This is a genomic window from Actinomyces oris, assembly GCF_006546825.1.
GTDB classification, from domain to species: Bacteria; Actinomycetota; Actinomycetes; order Actinomycetales; family Actinomycetaceae; genus Actinomyces; species Actinomyces oris.
The window spans coordinates 451,933-469,391 of the sequence record NZ_VICC01000001.1; the positions used below are offsets into that span (position 1 = coordinate 451,933).

The window sequence follows — 17,459 nt, forward strand, 5'->3', positions numbered from 1 at the left end:
GTGGGGCACCCAGGGCCGGGGAATAGTCGCCACACGTGACAGTTTCCCTCGTCGGGGAGCCTCCCGGGAGCGAGCGCGCAGCCTCATCGACAGGACAGGTCATGATCGAGACCGCACTGCGCCGCCTCCTCCCTGTGTTGGAGGCAAGGCGGTCGTTGAGATGAGGCCGATCGCGGGCATTAACCGCTGATACCTCGCTTGTGCGCCTCGACGACGATCTCGAGCCTGCTGCGCACATCCATTTTCCGCATGATGGAGGAGACATAGGTTTTCACGGTGGTCTCAGCGACGTTCATCTCGCGCGCGATCTGATGGTTCGTGTGAGCCTGGCACAGGAGGTGAAGCACCTGCTGCTCGCGGCCGGACAGGTCCAGGTCAGCGATCGTGCCGACGTTGGGAGTCTGGCCGTGGATATATCGCTCCAGGACCCGCTTCGTCGGACCGGGTGAGAGAACCTTGCCGCCGGCGTGGATGGTGCGGATCACTCCCGCAATCTCCGACGAATGCGTCGTCTTGAGCAGAAAACCGGAGGCCCCGGCGGCAATCCCACCATCGAGGAAGGTGTCCTCGTCAAAGGTGGTGAGCAGGAGGACGCGAGTCCTCTCGCTGGTCTTCCGAATCCGGGAGGTGGCCTCCACGCCATCGAGCACGGGCATCTGGATGTCCATGAGTGCGACGTCGACGGTGCGGTCGTGGACGAGGGCGACTGCCTCGGCGCCGTTGTCCGCGGTGGCGATGACGTCGATGTCCGGTTCCGAGTCGAGGATCGAGGACAGCGTCTCACGCACGATGGCGTCGTCATCGACGACGATGACTCGGATCGTTCCGGCTGGGTTCTGCTGCGTCACGGAGTGTCCTTGGGTGTGAGGGGGAGGGTGGTGTGGAGGATCCATTGGTGGGCGGTGGGGGTGATGGTGGTGGTGCCTCCTAGGGCTCGGCTGCGTTCTTGGATGCCGAGGAGGCCCAGTCCGGAGGAGAGCTGTTGGTCGTGGTGGTGGTTGGCCAGGGGGTTGATGACGAGGAGCTCGGCGTGGGTGTCGGTGATGTCGAGCTGGATGGTGCACTGGGCGTCGGGGGCGGCGTGCTTGATCATGTTGGCGGTGGACTCGTGGAGGATGTGAGTCAGGGTGGTGGTCAGGGTGGGGGACAGGGTGGTGAGGTCTCCTTCGTGGGTGATGGTGGTGTGTAGTCCGGCGGTGGTCAGGTCGTGTTGGGTCTGGGTCAGGGCGGTGTGCAGGTTGGCGGTGGGGGTGGGGTCCAGTGGGGTGTTGGTGTCCTGTCGTAGGAGGCGGAGCATGGTGCGTAGGTCGGTGACGGATTGTCGTCCGGTGGTGATGATGTCGTTCAGGGCGGTGGTGGTTTGGTGGTGGTCGTGGGGGTTGTTGCGGGCGTTCTGGGCGAGTAGGACGATGTGGGTGTTGGCGCGGGCGAGGGTGTCGTGGAGCTCGCGTGCGATGAGGGCTCGTTGGTTGTGGAGGGCCTCCATGCGGGTGGCTTCGGCCTTGGCCACGCTCGTGTCTGCCCGGCGCAGCACAGCAACCATCCCGAAGCAGACGGTCGTGAAGATGGTGAGGTGTTGCAGGTGCGGCCCCACCTCCTGACCCATGAGCCAGGCGACCAGGTTCGTGCAGACGAGGGTGAGCAGGGCGAGGAAGAGTTGAAGGTAGCGGCGTCGGTACATGAGGTAGCCGATTGCGAACCAGGTGGCCACCGTGGCGCCGGTGAACTGAGAGGTCATGATGTTGTACGCCTCGCTCGGGACGATGACCGTGACGGCCGTCCACGGGAAGCGGGGTACCAGCAGCAATGCAGCCGAGGCGAGGAAACCCAGGATCTGGTTGGTGTGTAAGCCGGACAGGATCGCGTCGAGGATCGAGAGGGCGACATTGATCGTCGTCAGGGTGCACATCCCCCAGTTGGCGCTCCAGGCCGCCCGCAGGCGGGTGTAGGCGTGGCGCAGCGTGGGCGACGACAGATAAGGCACCAGTGATCCCCCGGCGCCGTCAGTGTGCACAGGCATCAGTCCAGTCCTCCCAATGAAGGGGCCTACACCAAGCATTTAACACGTATTTCGGGCTCAGGTTGGCGATACGAGTGGCCGACTTCAGCTCGGCTCCCTCTAAAGGAGGAACGGCCTGGGACGGAAAGCAGGAATCCATAGGCCTTGTCGATGCGGGACTCTGATGTCATCACACAGATCGACGGCGCACCGCCGTCGCCGAGTAGAGGAGAGACAAGCATGACTATTGTCCTCGATCATCCAAGTCCGGCCCCCTCCCGGTCGGTGGACTCCTCGGAGAGTCCGCCCCGGGCCTCAACCCACCGCAGGGCGAACACTGCTCCCGTTGGTGCCTCCAAGACCGTCTCGGAGGTTGCCGCAGCACCAGTGATCGTCCGTGGCGTGCGTCAGTCGTATGGGGGGCGTGAGGTGCTCAGGGGAGTGGATCTTGTTGTGGAGCGGGGCTCGTTCCACGGCGTGATCGGCCCTAACGGTGCCGGTAAGACCACCCTGGTGGAGATTGTCCAGGGGGTTCGTCGGTGCGAGGCAGGCAGCGTGCAGCTGCTGGGGCAGGCACCGCTGCCCAGGGACCCGCATCTCCTTGCGCGGGTCGGGATTCAGCCGCAGGCCACGGCGTTCTTCACACGGGCCACCGTGTGGGAGCACCTGTCGACGGTGGCCTCGATCTTCGGAGCCTCAGCCGCTCGCGCCGAGCAGCTGGTCGAGCTCATGGGACTGGGGCACGTGCTCAAGTCGCGTGTGGAGAAGCTCTCGGGTGGGGAGCGCCAGAAGCTGGCGGTGGCCTCAGCGATGGTGCATCGCCCGGAGGTGCTGTTCCTGGATGAGCCGACGGCGGCTCTGGACGCCACGGCGCGCCACGACCTCGTGGGGCTGCTGGGATCGGTACGTGAAGAGGGAACGACGGTGGTCTACACGACTCACTACCTGGAGGAGGCTGAGCGCCTATGCGACGTGGTCAGCGTTCTCGATGGGGGTCGAGTCGTGGCCACGGGGTCGCCGTCGTCGCTGGTGGCGGGTACCGGCGGTGGTGCATCGGTGCTGCTGCCCGGTGCCGGTGGCTTCCTGGACGTGGTCCGGGGGCTGGGGCCGGTTGCCAGTGCTGAGCTGGGGGCCGATGGCCTCACGGCCCATGTGAGTGACGTGGGTGAGGCGTTTGCGGCCTTCAACGCGGCGGGTGTGCCGGTCGGGGGAGCGCAGGTGCATGGCCCGACGCTGGAGGATGCGTTCATTGAGCTGACTGGAAAGGAGTACGCGTCATGATCGCCTACAAGACACTGACCGCCTCACTGGCACGCACCTGCATGCGTGACCCCGTGACCCTGTTCTTCTCGTTCGTCTTCCCGCCGGTGCTGCTCCTGGCTCTCGGTATCGGCATGGGAGACCTGCCCGGAATGAACGGACACACCCTCATCGACACCATTGGCCCCAATGTCATGGGCTTCGGTATTGCCTTCGTGGGTATGTTCGCCGGTGCCATGAATATCGCCGAGTGGCGCGAGAAGGGCGTCATGCGCGTCCTGCGCAGTGCTCCGATGAGTGTCGGCTCGATCCTCGCATCAGCCCTGACCGTCGCCATCGTCACCGCGCTCATCCAGGCCGTCCTCGTCGTCGGCGTCGGGCTCATCCCCGTGGTGGGTGTCAACCTGTCCACCTGGGCGGCGCTGTCAGTCGTGCCGGTGTTCCTGGGGACGCTCTTCTTCTACTCCCTGGGCGTGCTCGTGGGGCTGGCGGTGCCAACCGTCTCCGCCGTGTCCCTCGTCGTCACGATGGTGGTTGTGCCCATGGGCTTCGCCTCCGGTGCGATGATGCCGGTGGAGGTCCTGCCGAACTGGGTGCAGACGCTCTCGGACTTCCTTCCGCTGACCTATCTGCTCGACTCCCTGCGCTGGTCACTCACCGGGGTGGCTGAGATGAAGGACGCGCTCATCGGCTGCGGGATCACCGCCGCTGCTGGACTGGCCCTCTTCCTGACCGCCACCCGACTCATGCGCTGGAAGTGAGGCGCACGCTCCATCCGGATCGCTCGGATGAACCGCCGGTGGGCCACATCGCACCTGCGAGGTGGCCCACCGATCCGCGTCCGCGCCCTCGCCGTCCGGGAACGAGCGCGCCGCCTCAGCGGCTCTGGGGCTGTACCAGGACGGCCACGGTGCGTGCCGGCACCGAGATCGTCCCGCTGGCGCGGTCGAAGCCGGTGCGGCGTACCACCTCATCGGCCCCCTCGGCCTGGATGGGGCAGAGGCGGAAGTCCCGGCCCGCCAGCTCGGGCAGCGGCTGAGTGAGCGTCTGGCCCGAGGCGTTGAAGACCACCAGGACGGCGTCGAGCTCGGGGTCTACGTCGCTCCCGCCCCGGGTGTCGTCGATGAGCATGACGATCACTCCCGCCGGCGCCCCGAAGCCCGCCCCCGGGAAGCTCAGCTTGTCCTGGATGAGGCGGGCCGAACCCAGGCTGAACAGCGGCGTCGAGGCGCGCAGCCGCAGCAGATCCAGGGCCTGGGAGCGGGCCGCCGCGATCTCCTCGGGCGAGGGGCGCAGCCAGTCGTCCTGCAGCAGCGGCCCCTGGATAGCCCAGGAGCCCTCGTTGCGGCTGGCCGGCGGCAGACCCCGCCCGAAACCGTTGGACTGCCCCGTGAAGTCGATGGTGTTGAACCAGTCCCCCGAGTTGTAGGAGTCCCGGTCCAGTGACTTGCTGCGCAGCAGCTCGGTGCCCGCGCACCAGAAGGCCGGCGACTGCGCCAGCGCCACCGTGGCCAGGCACACCGTGTTCATGCGCACCCGCTCGGCCACCGGCATGCCCTGGGGCAGCTTGTAGGCCAGCAGGTCGTAGAGCGTCTCGTTGTCGTGGGCGTCGACGTAGTTGACGTTCTCCTGGGGGTGGGAGGCGAAGGCCGCCGGCGCCCCGTTGTGGATGAGGTCGATGCCGCGGCGCACCGACCCGTCCGAGATCGTCATGACGTAGTCCTTGAGATTGCCCGCCAGACCTAGGCGCACCAGGTCGGTGCGGTGGGCCAGGTCCGCCGACTGCTCGTTCCAGCCGCGGTGGTCCAGGCCGCTGGGCTGCGTGAGCAGGCCGGTGCCGAAGCCCTGGAAGACGCGGTGGTCGGGGTCGAAGGCGCCCCCGCCGTGGACGGCGTCGCGCAGGCGGTCGTTGAAGGCACCGATCCCGGTGCCGTCGAGCTGTCCCTGGGTGGCCTGCACGAACAGGGCGTTGCCCGCGACCTCCCCGAAGTTCCACCCCTCCCCGTACAGGTAGATGGAGCGGCCGTCGACGCCGTCGGCCTCCAGCGTCAGCTCGTCCAGGGCCGCCCGCACGCGCTCCATGACGGCTCGCGGGTGGTGGCCCATGAGGTCGAAGCGGAAGCCGTCGACCCGGTACCAGCGCGCCCAGCGCACCACCGAGTCGACCATGAGGCGCGCGCACAGGGCGTTCTCCGTGGCCGTGTTGGCGCAGCAGGTCGAGTTCGTCACCCGCCCGACGGCGTCGAGACGGTGGTAGTAGCCCGGTACTACCCGGTCCAGGACGCTGCGTGGGTCCTGCCCGCAGGCGGCCGTGTGGTTGTAGACCTGGTCGAGGACCACCTGGAGGCCCAGGTCGTGCAGGGCCCCCACCATCTCGCGGAACTCGATGACGCGCGCCCCGCCGTCCTGGTGGCCCTCGGTCGCGTAGGAGCCCTCGGGGGCGCCCCAGTGGAGCGGGTCGTAGCCCCAGTTGTAGGCGTCGTGGTCGGCCACCTCCGCGATGGCCGCCTGCTGGTCGGCCGAGGCCGGGTGCGCGCCGTCGGGGATGTTGGGGTGGCGCTGGGAGCCGCGGTGCTCGGGGATGGTGGCGATGTCGAAGGTGGGCAGCAGGTGGATCGTGTTCATGCCGGCCCGGGCCAGCTCGGCCAGGTGGCGCACGCCCGCTGAGCCCGCCACCGTGAAGGCCCGGTAGGTGCCGCGCAGCTCGGGCGGGACGGTGCCGTCGGCGGCGGAGAAGTCCCGTAGGTGGAGCTCGTAGATGCTGCGGGCCGAGTCGTTGCGGACCGCCGGACCCCGGGTGGTGGCCCACTGCTCGGGGGCCAGGCGGGGGTCGGCCAGGTCGACGGCGACTGAGCGGGTCGAGTCCGTTGTCAGCGCCGTCGAGTAGGGGTCGGTGACGACGTTGGTCTCCACGCGTCGAGTGCTGGGCACGTAGACCCGCACCTCCCACAGGTACTGGCAGCCGGCACTGATGGGGGCGGCGGGGGCGCTCGCGGCGGCGTCGGCCGGGGAATCGGGGCGGTTGGCCACGACCCAGCGGCCGTCGCCTTTGCGGACGGCCGGGGTGCGTCGCGGCGGGCCGGGGACCTCCGGCACCGATCCCAGCCGGTCGCCGGTCTCCCAGGTCAGGAGGGTCACGGCCTGCGCGGTGGGTGCCCACAGGGCGAAGGAGGGGAGGCCGTCGGAGAAGGTGACGCCCAGCTCGGCGCGGGTGGCGGCCTCGGCGTAGAGGTGATCCAGGAGGATGGCGGTCTGCACCCCGGTGAAGGCGTCGAGGCGGGCGCCGCTGACGTCGGCGTCCTCAGTGGGGTCCGGGGCCCCGACGTACTGGGCGATGGCGACCTGGCCGGTCAGGGCGGTGGCGACGGCGTCGTCGTCGAGCAGGGGGGTGCCGGCGGCGTCGGTCGCGCTCAGGGCGATGTAGCCCTCCAGGTGGGGGTGTGCGGCGAGGACCTCGTCGGGAAGGTTCCCGACGATGCGCAGGGGTGTCACCGTCGGGGCGGGCATGCCGTCCGCGCCCAGGATCCGACCGTGGATGGCTGCGGCGCCGCCGTCGGGCGCCGTGATGAGACGCAGGGCGAGGCCGGAGCCGGGGAGGGGGTGACCGGCGTTGGTGACGACGACCTCGCGGTCCATCCCCCGGGGCAGCAGCGACAGTGGCCACGCCAGGATGGTGGGGGTGACCCAGTAGGCGCGCTGCTCCTCACTGCCGGCCACGGGTGGGAGGGCCGTGGTGGTGTCGAGTGTGCAGGTGAGCGTGTAGGTGAAGGTCATGGGGTGTGTCCTCCCGAGTGGAGGCGCCGTGGTGGGACGCCGCCGGTCCTGCCGGTCGTGTCGCGGGCGGCCCCGTGTGCGGGGGTCGGCAGTGGGACCGCGCACCTCGTAGTCTCCCCCGGGTGGAGGGGCCATGTCAGCCCGATGCGGGAATTCTCCTGCCTGGCGGGCGGTGCTTGGTCTACCGGTATCCCATCGGCGGGTGCGTCCGGCCCCGGCCGGGGGCATTCGACGCGTGCAGGGACATCTCTGTACGGCCGGGTGCGGTTCGCGCGTGCGGGGACCGGAATCCTGTCCCCGGACGCGCAGGATGTCCCCGGCTGCACGGGATTGTCCCCGTGGATGCGGGAGGGCCGAGTGGGACGGTGCGGGTCGAGGTGGTCGGACGGGCGACCGTCGGCACTGATGTCACCGTCAGGCCCTACGCTCGAGGCATGGCTCGCCGTACGCCCGAACCGGAATCACCCTCACTGTTCGACGCCGCCGGCCCCGACGGCTCCGGCCTCGTCGACGACCCGGCCCGCCCGCTGGCCGATCGGCTGCGCCCTCGGGTGCTCGACGACGTCGTCGGCCAGGACCAGCTGCTCGCCGACGACGCCCCGCTGGGCCGCATGGTCGCCTCGGGCCGTTTGTCATCGATCATCCTGTGGGGCCCGCCGGGCTGCGGCAAGACGACGATCGCGCGGCTCCTGGCCGACCGCACCGGCCTGGTCTTCGAGCAGGTCTCGGCGACCTTCTCCGGGGTGGCCGACCTGCGCAAGGTCTTCGCCGCAGCGGCCCGCCGCCGCGAGATCGGGCAGGGAACGCTCCTGTTCGTCGACGAGATCCACCGTTTCAACCGGGCCCAGCAGGACTCCTTCCTGCCCTACGTCGAGGACGGGACGGTTGTCCTGGTCGGCGCGACCACCGAGAACCCGAGCTTCGAGCTCAACGGCGCCCTCCTGTCACGCTGCCAGGTCATGGTCCTGCGCCGCCTGGATGAGGCCGCCCTGACCGAGCTGCTGGCGCGCGCCGAGTCCCTGATGGGTCGCAGCCTCGCTCTGACTGAGGATGCCCGCACCGCCCTGCTGTCCATGGCCGACGGCGATGGCCGCTACCTGCTGGGCATGGTCGAGCAGGTCCTCGCCGCCCAGGACGCAGACGGCCCGGAACCACTTGACGTTGAAGGGCTGCGCAGCGTCATCGCCTCCCGGGTACCCCTGTACGACAAGTCCCATGAGGAGCACTACAACCTCATCTCCGCCCTGCACAAGTCGATGCGCGGCTCCGATCCGGACGCCGCCCTGTACTGGCTGGCGCGCATGCTGAGCGGGGGCGAGGACCCGCTCTACGTGGCGCGCCGTCTGGTGCGATTCGCCAGCGAGGACGTCGGCATGGCCGACCCGGCCGCCCTTCAGATGACGCTGGCGGCCTGGGACGCCTACGAGCGCCTGGGATCGCCCGAGGGGGAGCTCGCCATCGCGCAGGCGGTCGTCTACCTGGCCACCGCGCCCAAGTCAATCGCTGTCTACCGCGGCTACGGCCGCGCGGTGCGCCTGGCCCGACAGACCGGCTCGCTCATGCCGCCGGCCCACATCCTCAACGCCCCCACCCGACTCATGAAGGAGCTCGGCTACGGCGAGGGCTACGAGTACGACCCGGACACGACCGACGGCTTCTCTGGTGCGGACTACCTGCCCGACGGCGTCGAGCGCCGGCCTCTCTACGAGCCCACCGCCAACGGCCACGAGCGCCGTATCCGTGAGCGGCTGGAGTACTGGGAGGGTCTGCGGGCGCGCAAACGTGGCGAGGACGTTGGTGAGGGAGGCGCCGGCTAACCGAGCCAGGTGGGGACTGAGATGTAGGCCAGTTCCTGACCCGCCTCTCATCGACAGGGACAATCGACGCCGTCGGGGACATCTCTGTGCGGCCGGGTGCGGTTCGCGCGTTTGGGGACAGGAATCCGGTCCCTGCACGCGCAGGATGTCCCCTGCGGGAGGGAAGTGTCCCCGGCCGCGTGGAATGTCCCCGGCCGAGCCCACGGGGTGAGGCCGACGTCCGCCTACTCCCCGCCGCGGCGCACGGCCTCCAGCATGAGGGTGGCCACGTCCGTGACCCGCACGTCGGCGCCCTCGGAGGCGACGCCGTCGGAGAGCATCGTGGTGCAGAAGGGGCAGGCCGTGGCGATGACCTGCGCGCCGGTGCCGATGGCCTCGCGCGAGCGCTCCACGGCGATGCGCGTCCCGATGGTCTCCTCCATGAAGGCGCGCGCCCCGCCGCCCCCGCAGCAGAAGCCCCGCTCACGGCTGCGCGGCATCTCCACCGTGGTCGCGCCGGTCGCCTCCAGCAGCTCGCGCGGCGGGGAGTAGACCTGGTTGTGGCGGCCCAGGTAGCAGGCGTCGTGGTAGGTGACCGTCGGGATGACCGGCTCGCCCGCCGCTTTACCGGCTTCCTCTTCGCCCGACGGCGCCGCCGGGTCCTCGGCCTGCGGCTCGGCGGCCTCGGCACTCGACGTCGGGGCGTCCTCGGTCGGTGAGCCCCCGTCCTGCCCGGAGGCGGGTGCCGGCGTGGCCAGGGCGGCGGAGGTGGATGGGGCGGCGGACGCCGTCGAACCACCCGCGGCCTGCGGCGGCGCCGGACGCAGCCGGCCCTCGCGCACGAGCCGGTTGAGCAGCTGGGTGTAGTGGACGACCTCGTAGCGGCCCCCGATCTGCGGGTACTCCCGCGAGATCGTGTTGAAGCAGTGCGCGCAAGTCACCACGATCCGCTGCGCCCCGACCTCGCCCAGGGTCTCCACGTTCTGCGCGGCGAGCATCTGGTAGAGGATCTCGTTGCCGGCGCGCCGGGCCGGGTCGCCGGTGCAGGTCTCGGCGTCGCCCAGCACCGCGAAGCTCACCCCCGCGGTGTGCAGCAGCTCGGCCACCGCCCGCGTCGTCTTCTTGGCCCGGTCCTCATAGGCGCCCGCGCAACCCACCCAGAACAGGTAGTCGACGTCCGCGGCGCTCTCGACGTCGTCACCAATGACCGGCACCTCGAAGTCCAGATTCTTGGCCCAGTCCATGCGCTTGCGCGCCGGCAGCCCCCACGGGTTCCCCTTGGACTCCATCTTGCGGAACATGCCGCCGAGCTCCTTGGGGAAGGCCGACTCCATGAGCACCTGCTGGCGGCGCACGTCGACGACGTGGTCGACGTGCTCAATGTCCACCGGGCACTGGTCCACGCAGGCCCCGCAGGTGGTGCAGGCCCACAGGACGTCGGCGGGGATGACCTCCCCGGCCAGGGGCGCCGGCCGCGTGGCCACACCCGTCTCGGTAGGGGCCGCCTTGGCCGCCAGCAGCGCGCCGAGCACGTCGCCGGTGTGGGCGGTGCCCGGCTCCAGGCCCAGGTTCGTCTCGCGCGCCAGACCGTCGTGCATGCCCAGCGCCTTGCCGACCAGCCCACCGGAGGTGGGGCGGGAGGCCACCATCTCCTCGGTGACGTCGTCGGGCTCGACCCCCAGGGCGCTCGCGGCCCGCAGGTAGGGGGCGGCCGCCGCGTGGTGATCGCGCAGCGCCATGACGAACAGCTTGGGGGACAGGGGCTTGCCGGTGTTCCACGCCGGGCACAGGTCCTGGCAGCGGCCGCACTCGGTGCAGGTGGAGAAGTCCAGCAGGCCCTTCCAGGTGAAGTCCTCGATGCGGCCCACGCCCAGGCGCACCTCGGGGCCCTCGCCGGAGTCGGCGGCCTCCATGGCCTCTTCCAGCGTGTCCATGGTGGCCTCGGTCAGGGGCTCGTCGCCGACCATGAGCGGCTGGAGCGGGCCCAGGGCCTTGGAGCCGTCCACCTCGCGGCGCGCGTAGACGTTGAGGATCGCCAGGAACCGGTGCCAGGCCACGCCCATCGAGGGCTGCAGGCCCACGACGACGAACCAGGTCATCGACAGCACCACCTTGATGGTGGCGACGACGAGGATCGCGTTGGCCAGGGCGCTGGCGCTCGCGGGGGCGAGCAGCGGGCCGGTCCATGCCGTCAGGGGGAAATGCGTCCAGGAGGCCAGGGCCCGCTGCGCCGGGTCGGGGGAGGCGGCCAGGTGGGCGTGCTCCAGCATCCGCAGCGCCAGCACGCAGGCGACCACGCCGATGATGGTGGCCTCGACGAACTTCGCTTGGGCCGACGTCGAGCCGGCGAAGCGGGAGGTGCGCGGGCGCTTACCGCCGTCGGAGTCGGGGGCGTAGGGCGGGGCGGCCCGGCCAGCCCGGGTCAGGCGCCAGCGCAGGATGGTCAGGCCCACGATCCCGAAGGTGGACAGCCAGGCGATGATCTCGACGATCCAGGCCCACCAGGCGGCGTGCCCGATGAGAGGCAGCGCGAAGTCGGGACCGCCCAGCACCTGCCCGTAGCCGGCCACGAGCGTGAGGAACAGCAGGGGGAAGGAGACCATGACCAGCCAGTGGGCGGCCTTGACGAAGGGGCGGCCCTTGAAGGCGGTGTGGCCCACGAGCGCCCCCAGCGTGAGCGCCAGGCGCCGGCCGACCGGGCGCAGGCGCTCCGGTGCGGTTGCGTGGCCCACGGCCATGCGGGCGCCAATAGTGCAACAGGCGCGTGCGAAAACTGCGATACCGATCGTCGTGGCGATGACGACGATGACGACACAGGCGATCTGCACGGCACTCATCGGGGCGGGTTTCCTCAGGTCTCCGAAGGCAAAGGCGGAAGCGCTGGGAGGTGGCCGGTGGCGCCCCGGAGGGTCGCCTGCGCGGCACACCGTTGGCGCTTCCCGTCAGCCTACCTGTGGGTTGGCGGAGCGAGGCGGCTGAGGCGCGGTAGAGGAAAAGTGTCACGATTGGCGACTTTTCAAGGAGCGGCCGACGGCCGCGAGCTCGACTGGATCCCCGGAGACTAGCTCTGACCTGCGCAGACGCCGTGGTGCCGAGTGTGCGGAGGGTCTTTGCGAACGGTGTGCCGGCGGGAAAAGTCGCCAATCGTGACACGGGACCGCAAAAAAGTGTGCCGACCCCGCAATGGGGCCGGCACTGACGGAGTCCTCAGGCGCTGATGGCACGCATCGCGTAGGGGGAGTCGGGGCGGCGGGCGCTGTACCACTTGGCGGCCTGGCGCAGTCCGAGCTCGCGTACCAGGGTGACGGTGGCGCCAGAGATGATGGCGAAGGTGACGATCTCGGCCAGCTTGTAGTTGAGGAGCTGGTCCTCCTCGCGCGGGGCCGGCTTGCCGGAGATGGCTCGCCAGCCGAGCGCCACGACCTTCTCGGCCACGAACCCGGAGGCCAGCGTGGCCACGGCCGCGGTCGCCTTCCACATGAAGTCGGTGGTCTGGTCGATCTCGGCGGGGTCCTGTGCGCTCATGAGTCCTCCTTGCGCCCGGGCCGGGCGGTGTCGTGGGTACCTGCCTGCTTGGTGGTGGGGCCGACGGAGTCGGTCCGTTCCGTCCCGATCATGCCGTACCCGGGGCGACGGCGCAGCCAGTGCCCGCCCGCGTGGCGCCAGCCGCCGGGCCCGGGTGGGAGGGGATTCTCGTGGCGCCAGGCGCTTGAACGAACGGGGCAGATGGCATCAATACATTGGATTGTTAAGACGTTTCAGGGAGAGCCTAAGTGGTTCCCAGAAAACTGAGTGGCAGGCGCCTTGTACTCGTCAGTTCGCCCTGTTACCTTCTTTCATGAGGTCTTGGAAATTTCCCGATCCTCCTTGAATGACCAGGATGTCGAGGGATCTACGGCCGGTGGGCTCGCCTGCTGAAGAGTGGGCGCCGCGCTTGCATAATGGGGGTGCATGAATGCTGCGAGAGAACAGTAGTGTGAGTGCCCTGCTGACGTATGTCATCGTTATTGTTTTCGCAGTGCTCTTTGTCGCCGTTAACTGGTCGGGTTCGGGAAGAGTCTTGTCACTGGCCTCCGCTGCTGTCATTGCCTGCGCGTTGCTGGCGCTTCACTCAAAGTCCTTCGCTGCGGCTGTCGGTGCCGCGCTACTCCTCGTGCTGCTGCCCTTGATAGCGGTGTGGACGAACGCCGGCTCAGCGACGGGCGTCATCGGGCCACTGGTTCTGTTGGTCGGAGTCGCCTGCTGGCAAACCTGGAGATCCTCAAAGAAGGCGGGGCTGAAGCAATCTGGTTGAGTCAGTTGGCCGGAGGTGGCCTCCCCCTTCGTATGTGAGGGTGTTGGAGTGTGTAGCTCCTCCTGAGCTGATACCGCAGCCAGTCCGGGCTCGCGTGGCGCCAACTGCCGCGCCCGGGTGGTCGTACTGTGCGCCGCGCGTTCGGGGGTCAGGGCTCGAAGCGGTGCCCCACCCCACGAACGCGCGGGAGAGTGATGGGTGTCGTGGTGTGTGGTGCCGAGCCGCTGCCTGGATGAGGCGGCGGCTCAGGCCTGGGCTCACGCCTGGGCGGGGCGGATGGCGGCGTTGATCTGTGCGGCCAAGCCGGCCGGGTCGTCGACCGTGAGGTAGAGGTGCGTGAAGCGCTCGTCCTCCAGGGTGACGACCAGGGTGTTCTCGTAACCGGAGATGTTCCAGAACTGCGCGGTGCCCTCGGCGTGGAAGGTCCCGGAGAGCTTGCTGCCGGCCTGCAGTCCGGGCCCGCGCCAGCCCTTGGGCTCGTGGCGCAGACCGGGGTCGTGCGTGGCGCCGCGCACGTGCGCGAGCGGGATCTCCAGCCGGGAGGTGTAGGACCACATCTTGTCCAGCCCGTGCGGCTCAACGCTCAAGGTGGTGTCGGTGATGGTGACGGTGTTGCGACTCATGATGTCTGCTCCTCTCATGGGCAGGTCGGTTGGGTGGAAGTGAGCTGGTGATCTGGCAGGTGGGCGCGGGGCTGGAACGGATCACGTCGGCGGTGAGGCCGATGCCGTCGGGGCTGATGGGGCCGAGCCCGACGTCGTGGCGCCGGCCCGCACCAGCAGTCGCCGGCCGAGCGCCTCGGCGGTGATGCCCGCCCGGTTCAAAGCGACCTCGAGGGACTCGTGCACGGCCGGGTCCCCGGGGGCGATCTCCATGAGTGCCACAAGGATCAGGTCGAGATCCTCGCGTCCCGCCCCTGCGGCGTCGGCGGAATCGTCGGGGGTGGCTGCAGTGCTCAGAGCGGCCAGCGCCTCGGTGAGGCAGCGCTGGAAGAGCCCGTCCTTGGAGCCGAAGACCCCGTAGAGGCTGGCGCGATTGACGCCGGTGGCCCGAACCAGATCGTCCACAGAGGCTCCCGCGAAACCGCGCTCGGCGAAGACCGCCGTCGCGGAGCTGATGGCCTCGCTCTCGATGAAGGTACGTCGTCGTCCCATGAATCCAGAATAAACGTTCTGGAACGGTCAGTCAAGAACAATCGTTCTGAAATTCTTGGGCGGGAAAGGCCGCCTCCCTCAGCCGATATGCCCCGTCTGCACGCCGAGGACCAGCAGTGCGTACAGCACGGCGAAGACCCCGGCGATACCAGCGCAGGCCAGGGCGGGGCGGCGCCGGTAAGTCAGCACGGCGACGTACTCCCGCAGCCAGGCGTTGACAATGTAGAACCAGGCCGTGCGCGCCGGCTCCACCGCCCACGGCACCCCCATGTCGGAGGCCAGGATCGCGGTGCGCACCGCGTGGAAGGAGCTCGTCACCAGCAGCACCTGCGGGTCCGTCATGCCGCGCTCGGCCAGCAGGTCGCGCGTGTAGGAGATGTTCGTGCGCGTCGTCGTCGAACGGTCCTCCAGGAGGATCCGCTCAGGCGGGACGCCACGCGCGATCGCGTAGTCGGCCATGGCGCGCGCCTCGCTGACCGGCTCGTCAGCGCCCTGCCCGCCGCTCATGACCAGCAGCGGCACGCCGGGGCGCAGGCCCTCCTCGTCGCGCCAGGCCTCGATGCCTCCGGCGATCCGCGAGCTCAGCAGCGGACCGACCTTCCCGTTGATGAGCCCGGCGCCATGGACCACGACGACGTCGGGGTGCGGCATGGCCCGGCGCCCGCCCCAGATTCGCTGCACCGCCGTCTGTGCCAGGAAGATGAGAAGGAAGACGCCCAGGTAGGCGCAGGCGCAGAACATGAGCGCGGCGACCAGCAGGGCCCAGGGGTTGGCGGTGGCCACGAGGGCGACCGCGGCCATCGGCGTGGCGATGAGTCCCAGGCCGGCCGCCAGGCACAGCAGGTTGCTCAGGCGCCGGCCCTCGCGGCGGATGAGGACGACGCCGTTGAACATGAGCAGGAACGGCATGAGGGCGATGAGCAGGAAGAAGGCGACACCGCCCAGTCCCACCGGGATCGTGAGGACGGGGATGAGGGAGGCCAGGTGGAGCAGTGCTCTCACCGTAGCGCCGACCAGGAGCAGGAACAGGAGTCCGTTGCGAAGCCGGCGGTTGTCGCGGCGCCGCGAGAGCCTGAGAAGCCCCCACCACAGCGCCAGGGCAGCGACGTCGACCAGCGGAGCGGGGAGGAACCAGGGGGTGCTCATGGGGCGGCTTCCTCTCGTGGTGCAGGGGGTGGGTTTGTCCTGGGTGCGGGGAAGGCGGGCCTTCCCGGCATGGCGCGGGACGGTGGGTGCTGATGGGGCGGCGCTCATCATAGAACCGGGGCCGGCTGGTGCCGCCTTGCGCTCATATGAGCAGGTTAGGAGGCGGCTGCCGGTGGGTGTGAGCGTCGTTGGGACGATTCGTGGGAGCCGGCTCTCCACCCTACGGACGACGGCTTGTGCCCCGACTCCTCCCTGGGGTGAGGTCGGGGTGCCCGTCCGCGTGGGAGGCTCACGCCACGATCTAACGCACGGGCCTGCCTGGGTGAGTGTGGTCGTAATCGGTCTGGGCCTGGGTGATGTCCTTCCGGTGCTCCAGCGACCAGTCGGCAAGGGCTTTCAGCAGATGTGTCAGGCTCGCCCCCATCTCGGTGAGCCGGTAGTCGACTTGGGCGGGAACCGTGGGGTAGACCGTGCGGCGCACCAGCCCGTCGCGCTCCAGACGCCGCACCGTCAGGGTGAGCATGCGCTGCGAGATGCCGCCGACGGCGTGCTGCAGCTGACGGAAACGCAGTGGGCCGCGCGTCAGCTCCACGATGACCAGTAGGGACCACTTGTCTCCCAGTCGGTCGTGGACCGCCCGGATGCCAGGATCCTCGCGGTGCGCTCGGGTGCAGCGCTCCAGAGGCGCCGGATTGGGATCGCCGGTGGTCACATCGCTGTGCGTTGGTGACAAGAAACTGCCTCCTTGTAGGTGCGTGCACGATGCCTCAGGCTCATGCGCAGAAGGTTCGGTGGCTGCAGGAGCCAGCTTCCAGAGTGTGGTTGAGCCTGAAGGAGGCTACTCATGATCTTGGTGACCGGTGCAAGCGGACGGTTCTCCTCAGCTCTCCTGGCGGAGCTGCGCGCTCGCGGCATTCCGGCGGTGGGTGGCAGCCGCACGCCGTCGGCGGGGCAACGGCATGTTGACTTCAGCGTCCCGGACAGCCTGGATTTCAACGGCGTCGACACCCTGCTGCTGGTGCCCGCCGGGGCGCAGGAGGACGACCGGCAGATCGCCTTCAACCGCGCCGCCGTTGAGGTCGCGGAGCGCGACGGCGTTTCCCACATCGTCTACACGAGCCTCACTGGTGCGGGCGACCACTTGTCAATGGCGCTGCCGCACCGCGTCACCGAGGGAATCATCATGGCCAGCGGCATGACATGGACCATTCTGCGCAACGGCGTCTATGCCGAGATTCTCGGCGTTCCGCTCTCGTGGGAGAAGCACGGGGAAGCGTTGAGAATTGTGTCGCCGTTGGGAGACGGGGCTGTGGCTGCGGTGGCACGGCACGACCTGGCCTGCGCGGCGGCCTCCCTCCTCAGCGACCCGGGTAGGCACGAGAGGAAGGTCTACGAGTTAGTGGGAAGCCGTGCGGTGTCCGTCGCTGACGTCGCAGTCCGCCTGGGCTGTGAGGTGAGGGACATCAGCCTGGGCGAGTACCGGCAACTGCTCGCCGAGGGTGGGATGCCGTCCTTCCGCCAGTCCCTGATGCTCTCGATCGCCAGTGTCATCCGGCACGGGTTCTTGGCCAGGACGGGTGATGACCTTCCGTATCTGCTGGGCCGGGAGCCCACGGATCCGCTCGTTGTCGCAGCCAAGGCTCTGGCTGCTCGGCGCGCGGTCGTACCGTAGGTCGCGCTGTCGAGGGTTAAAGGTACGACCTCGCGGATTACCCTACGATCACGCGGAAAGGCGATGGCGCGGGAAGGCGAACGTGCGGCCGGGTGCAGCGGCAGGGCTCCGGCGCGCGGCGCGGGCCGGATGGAGTTGGTGTCAGCGGACGCCCTCGAACTACAGTTGACCTGCAATGACAGGGGAGCGCCCCGTCGTCGGCCCGGCCGCCACTGGTCGACGGGCCGCCGCCGACGGCGCTGAGAGTGCGGAAACCCGCAGACCCTCGAACCTGCTCCGGTTAGTACCGGCGAAGGAAGTCGAGACCATCTCCCCGGCGCGCCGCAGGTGGTCGCCGGGCCCTCCGGAGAACCATCCAGGAGGC

General features: G+C 69.2%; 14 protein-coding genes. 5 read left to right on the forward strand and 9 right to left on the reverse strand.

Annotated elements, in window-relative coordinates; genetic code table 11:
• Positions 1 to 179 precede the first annotated feature (179 nt).
• Entirely contained in the window at positions 180 to 848 is a 669-nt protein-coding gene (locus FK267_RS01915; protein WP_170198564.1) for a response regulator transcription factor, read from the reverse strand.
• On the reverse strand, positions 845 to 2,020 hold the full coding sequence (locus FK267_RS01920) for a sensor histidine kinase (protein WP_170198565.1): 1,176 nt from the start codon (positions 2,018 to 2,020) through the stop codon (positions 845 to 847). Before FK267_RS01920 ends, FK267_RS01915 begins: the two co-directional genes overlap by 4 nt.
• Before the next feature lie 420 nt (positions 2,021 to 2,440).
• Between FK267_RS01920 and FK267_RS01925 the strand changes: the two genes are divergently transcribed.
• Positions 2,441 to 3,280 (forward strand): ABC transporter ATP-binding protein, encoded by an 840-nt coding sequence (locus FK267_RS01925; RefSeq protein WP_198498122.1) that lies wholly within the window; start codon positions 2,441 to 2,443, stop codon positions 3,278 to 3,280.
• On the forward strand, positions 3,277 to 4,020 hold the full coding sequence (locus tag FK267_RS01930; RefSeq protein ID WP_141406034.1) for an ABC transporter permease: 744 nt from the start codon (positions 3,277 to 3,279) through the stop codon (positions 4,018 to 4,020). The genes FK267_RS01925 and FK267_RS01930 overlap by 4 nt, the downstream gene beginning before the upstream one ends.
• 115 nt (positions 4,021 to 4,135) lie before the next feature.
• Here FK267_RS01930 and pulA read toward each other — a convergent pair whose 3' ends face one another.
• A complete protein-coding gene (gene pulA, locus FK267_RS01935; protein ID WP_141406035.1) occupies positions 4,136 to 7,033 on the reverse strand; it encodes a pullulanase-type alpha-1,6-glucosidase in 2,898 nt (965 codons plus the stop codon).
• 434 nt (positions 7,034 to 7,467) lie between these two features.
• Here pulA and FK267_RS01940 point away from each other — a divergent pair, with 434 nt between their 5' ends.
• Positions 7,468 to 8,850 (forward strand): replication-associated recombination protein A, encoded by a 1,383-nt coding sequence (locus FK267_RS01940; RefSeq protein ID WP_141406037.1) that lies wholly within the window; start codon positions 7,468 to 7,470, stop codon positions 8,848 to 8,850.
• Positions 8,851 to 9,074: 224 nt separating this feature from the next.
• Here FK267_RS01940 and FK267_RS01945 read toward each other — a convergent pair whose 3' ends face one another.
• On the reverse strand, positions 9,075 to 11,666 hold the full coding sequence (locus FK267_RS01945) for a (Fe-S)-binding protein (protein ID WP_141406039.1): 2,592 nt from the start codon (positions 11,664 to 11,666) through the stop codon (positions 9,075 to 9,077).
• Between the two features lie 370 nt (positions 11,667 to 12,036).
• Positions 12,037 to 12,354 carry a DUF4235 domain-containing protein gene (locus FK267_RS01950; RefSeq protein ID WP_070510195.1) on the reverse strand — a complete coding sequence of 106 codons (318 nt, stop codon included), beginning with the start codon at positions 12,352 to 12,354 and terminating at the stop codon, positions 12,037 to 12,039.
• 451 nt (positions 12,355 to 12,805) lie between these two features.
• On the opposite strand from FK267_RS01950, the gene FK267_RS01955 reads away from it, so the two are divergent.
• Positions 12,806 to 13,123, forward strand: a complete 318-nt coding sequence (locus tag FK267_RS01955) for a hypothetical protein (RefSeq protein WP_232622480.1) — start codon at positions 12,806 to 12,808, stop codon at positions 13,121 to 13,123.
• 257 nt (positions 13,124 to 13,380) lie between these two features.
• Here FK267_RS01955 and FK267_RS01960 read toward each other — a convergent pair whose 3' ends face one another.
• The 4 genes from FK267_RS01960 to FK267_RS01975 all read right to left on the reverse strand — a co-directional run bounded on the left by FK267_RS01960 (position 13,381) and on the right by FK267_RS01975 (position 16,156).
• Positions 13,381 to 13,746, reverse strand: coding sequence for a hypothetical protein (locus FK267_RS01960; RefSeq protein WP_003788709.1), 366 nt, complete (start codon positions 13,744 to 13,746; stop codon positions 13,381 to 13,383).
• A gap of 81 nt (positions 13,747 to 13,827) precedes the next feature.
• Positions 13,828 to 14,277, reverse strand: coding sequence for a TetR/AcrR family transcriptional regulator (locus FK267_RS01965; protein WP_070510191.1), 450 nt, complete (start codon positions 14,275 to 14,277; stop codon positions 13,828 to 13,830).
• A 78-nt stretch (positions 14,278 to 14,355) separates the two neighbouring features.
• Complete coding sequence (locus FK267_RS01970; RefSeq protein ID WP_141406040.1) at positions 14,356 to 15,423, reverse strand: YdcF family protein; 1,068 nt, start codon at positions 15,421 to 15,423, stop codon at positions 14,356 to 14,358.
• Between the two features lie 301 nt (positions 15,424 to 15,724).
• Positions 15,725 to 16,156 (reverse strand): winged helix-turn-helix transcriptional regulator, encoded by a 432-nt coding sequence (locus FK267_RS01975; protein WP_141406041.1) that lies wholly within the window; start codon positions 16,154 to 16,156, stop codon positions 15,725 to 15,727.
• Between the two features lie 111 nt (positions 16,157 to 16,267).
• Here FK267_RS01975 and FK267_RS01980 point away from each other — a divergent pair, with 111 nt between their 5' ends.
• Complete coding sequence (locus FK267_RS01980; RefSeq protein ID WP_141406043.1) at positions 16,268 to 17,095, forward strand: NAD(P)H-binding protein; 828 nt, start codon at positions 16,268 to 16,270, stop codon at positions 17,093 to 17,095.
• Positions 17,096 to 17,459: the final 364 nt, after the last annotated feature.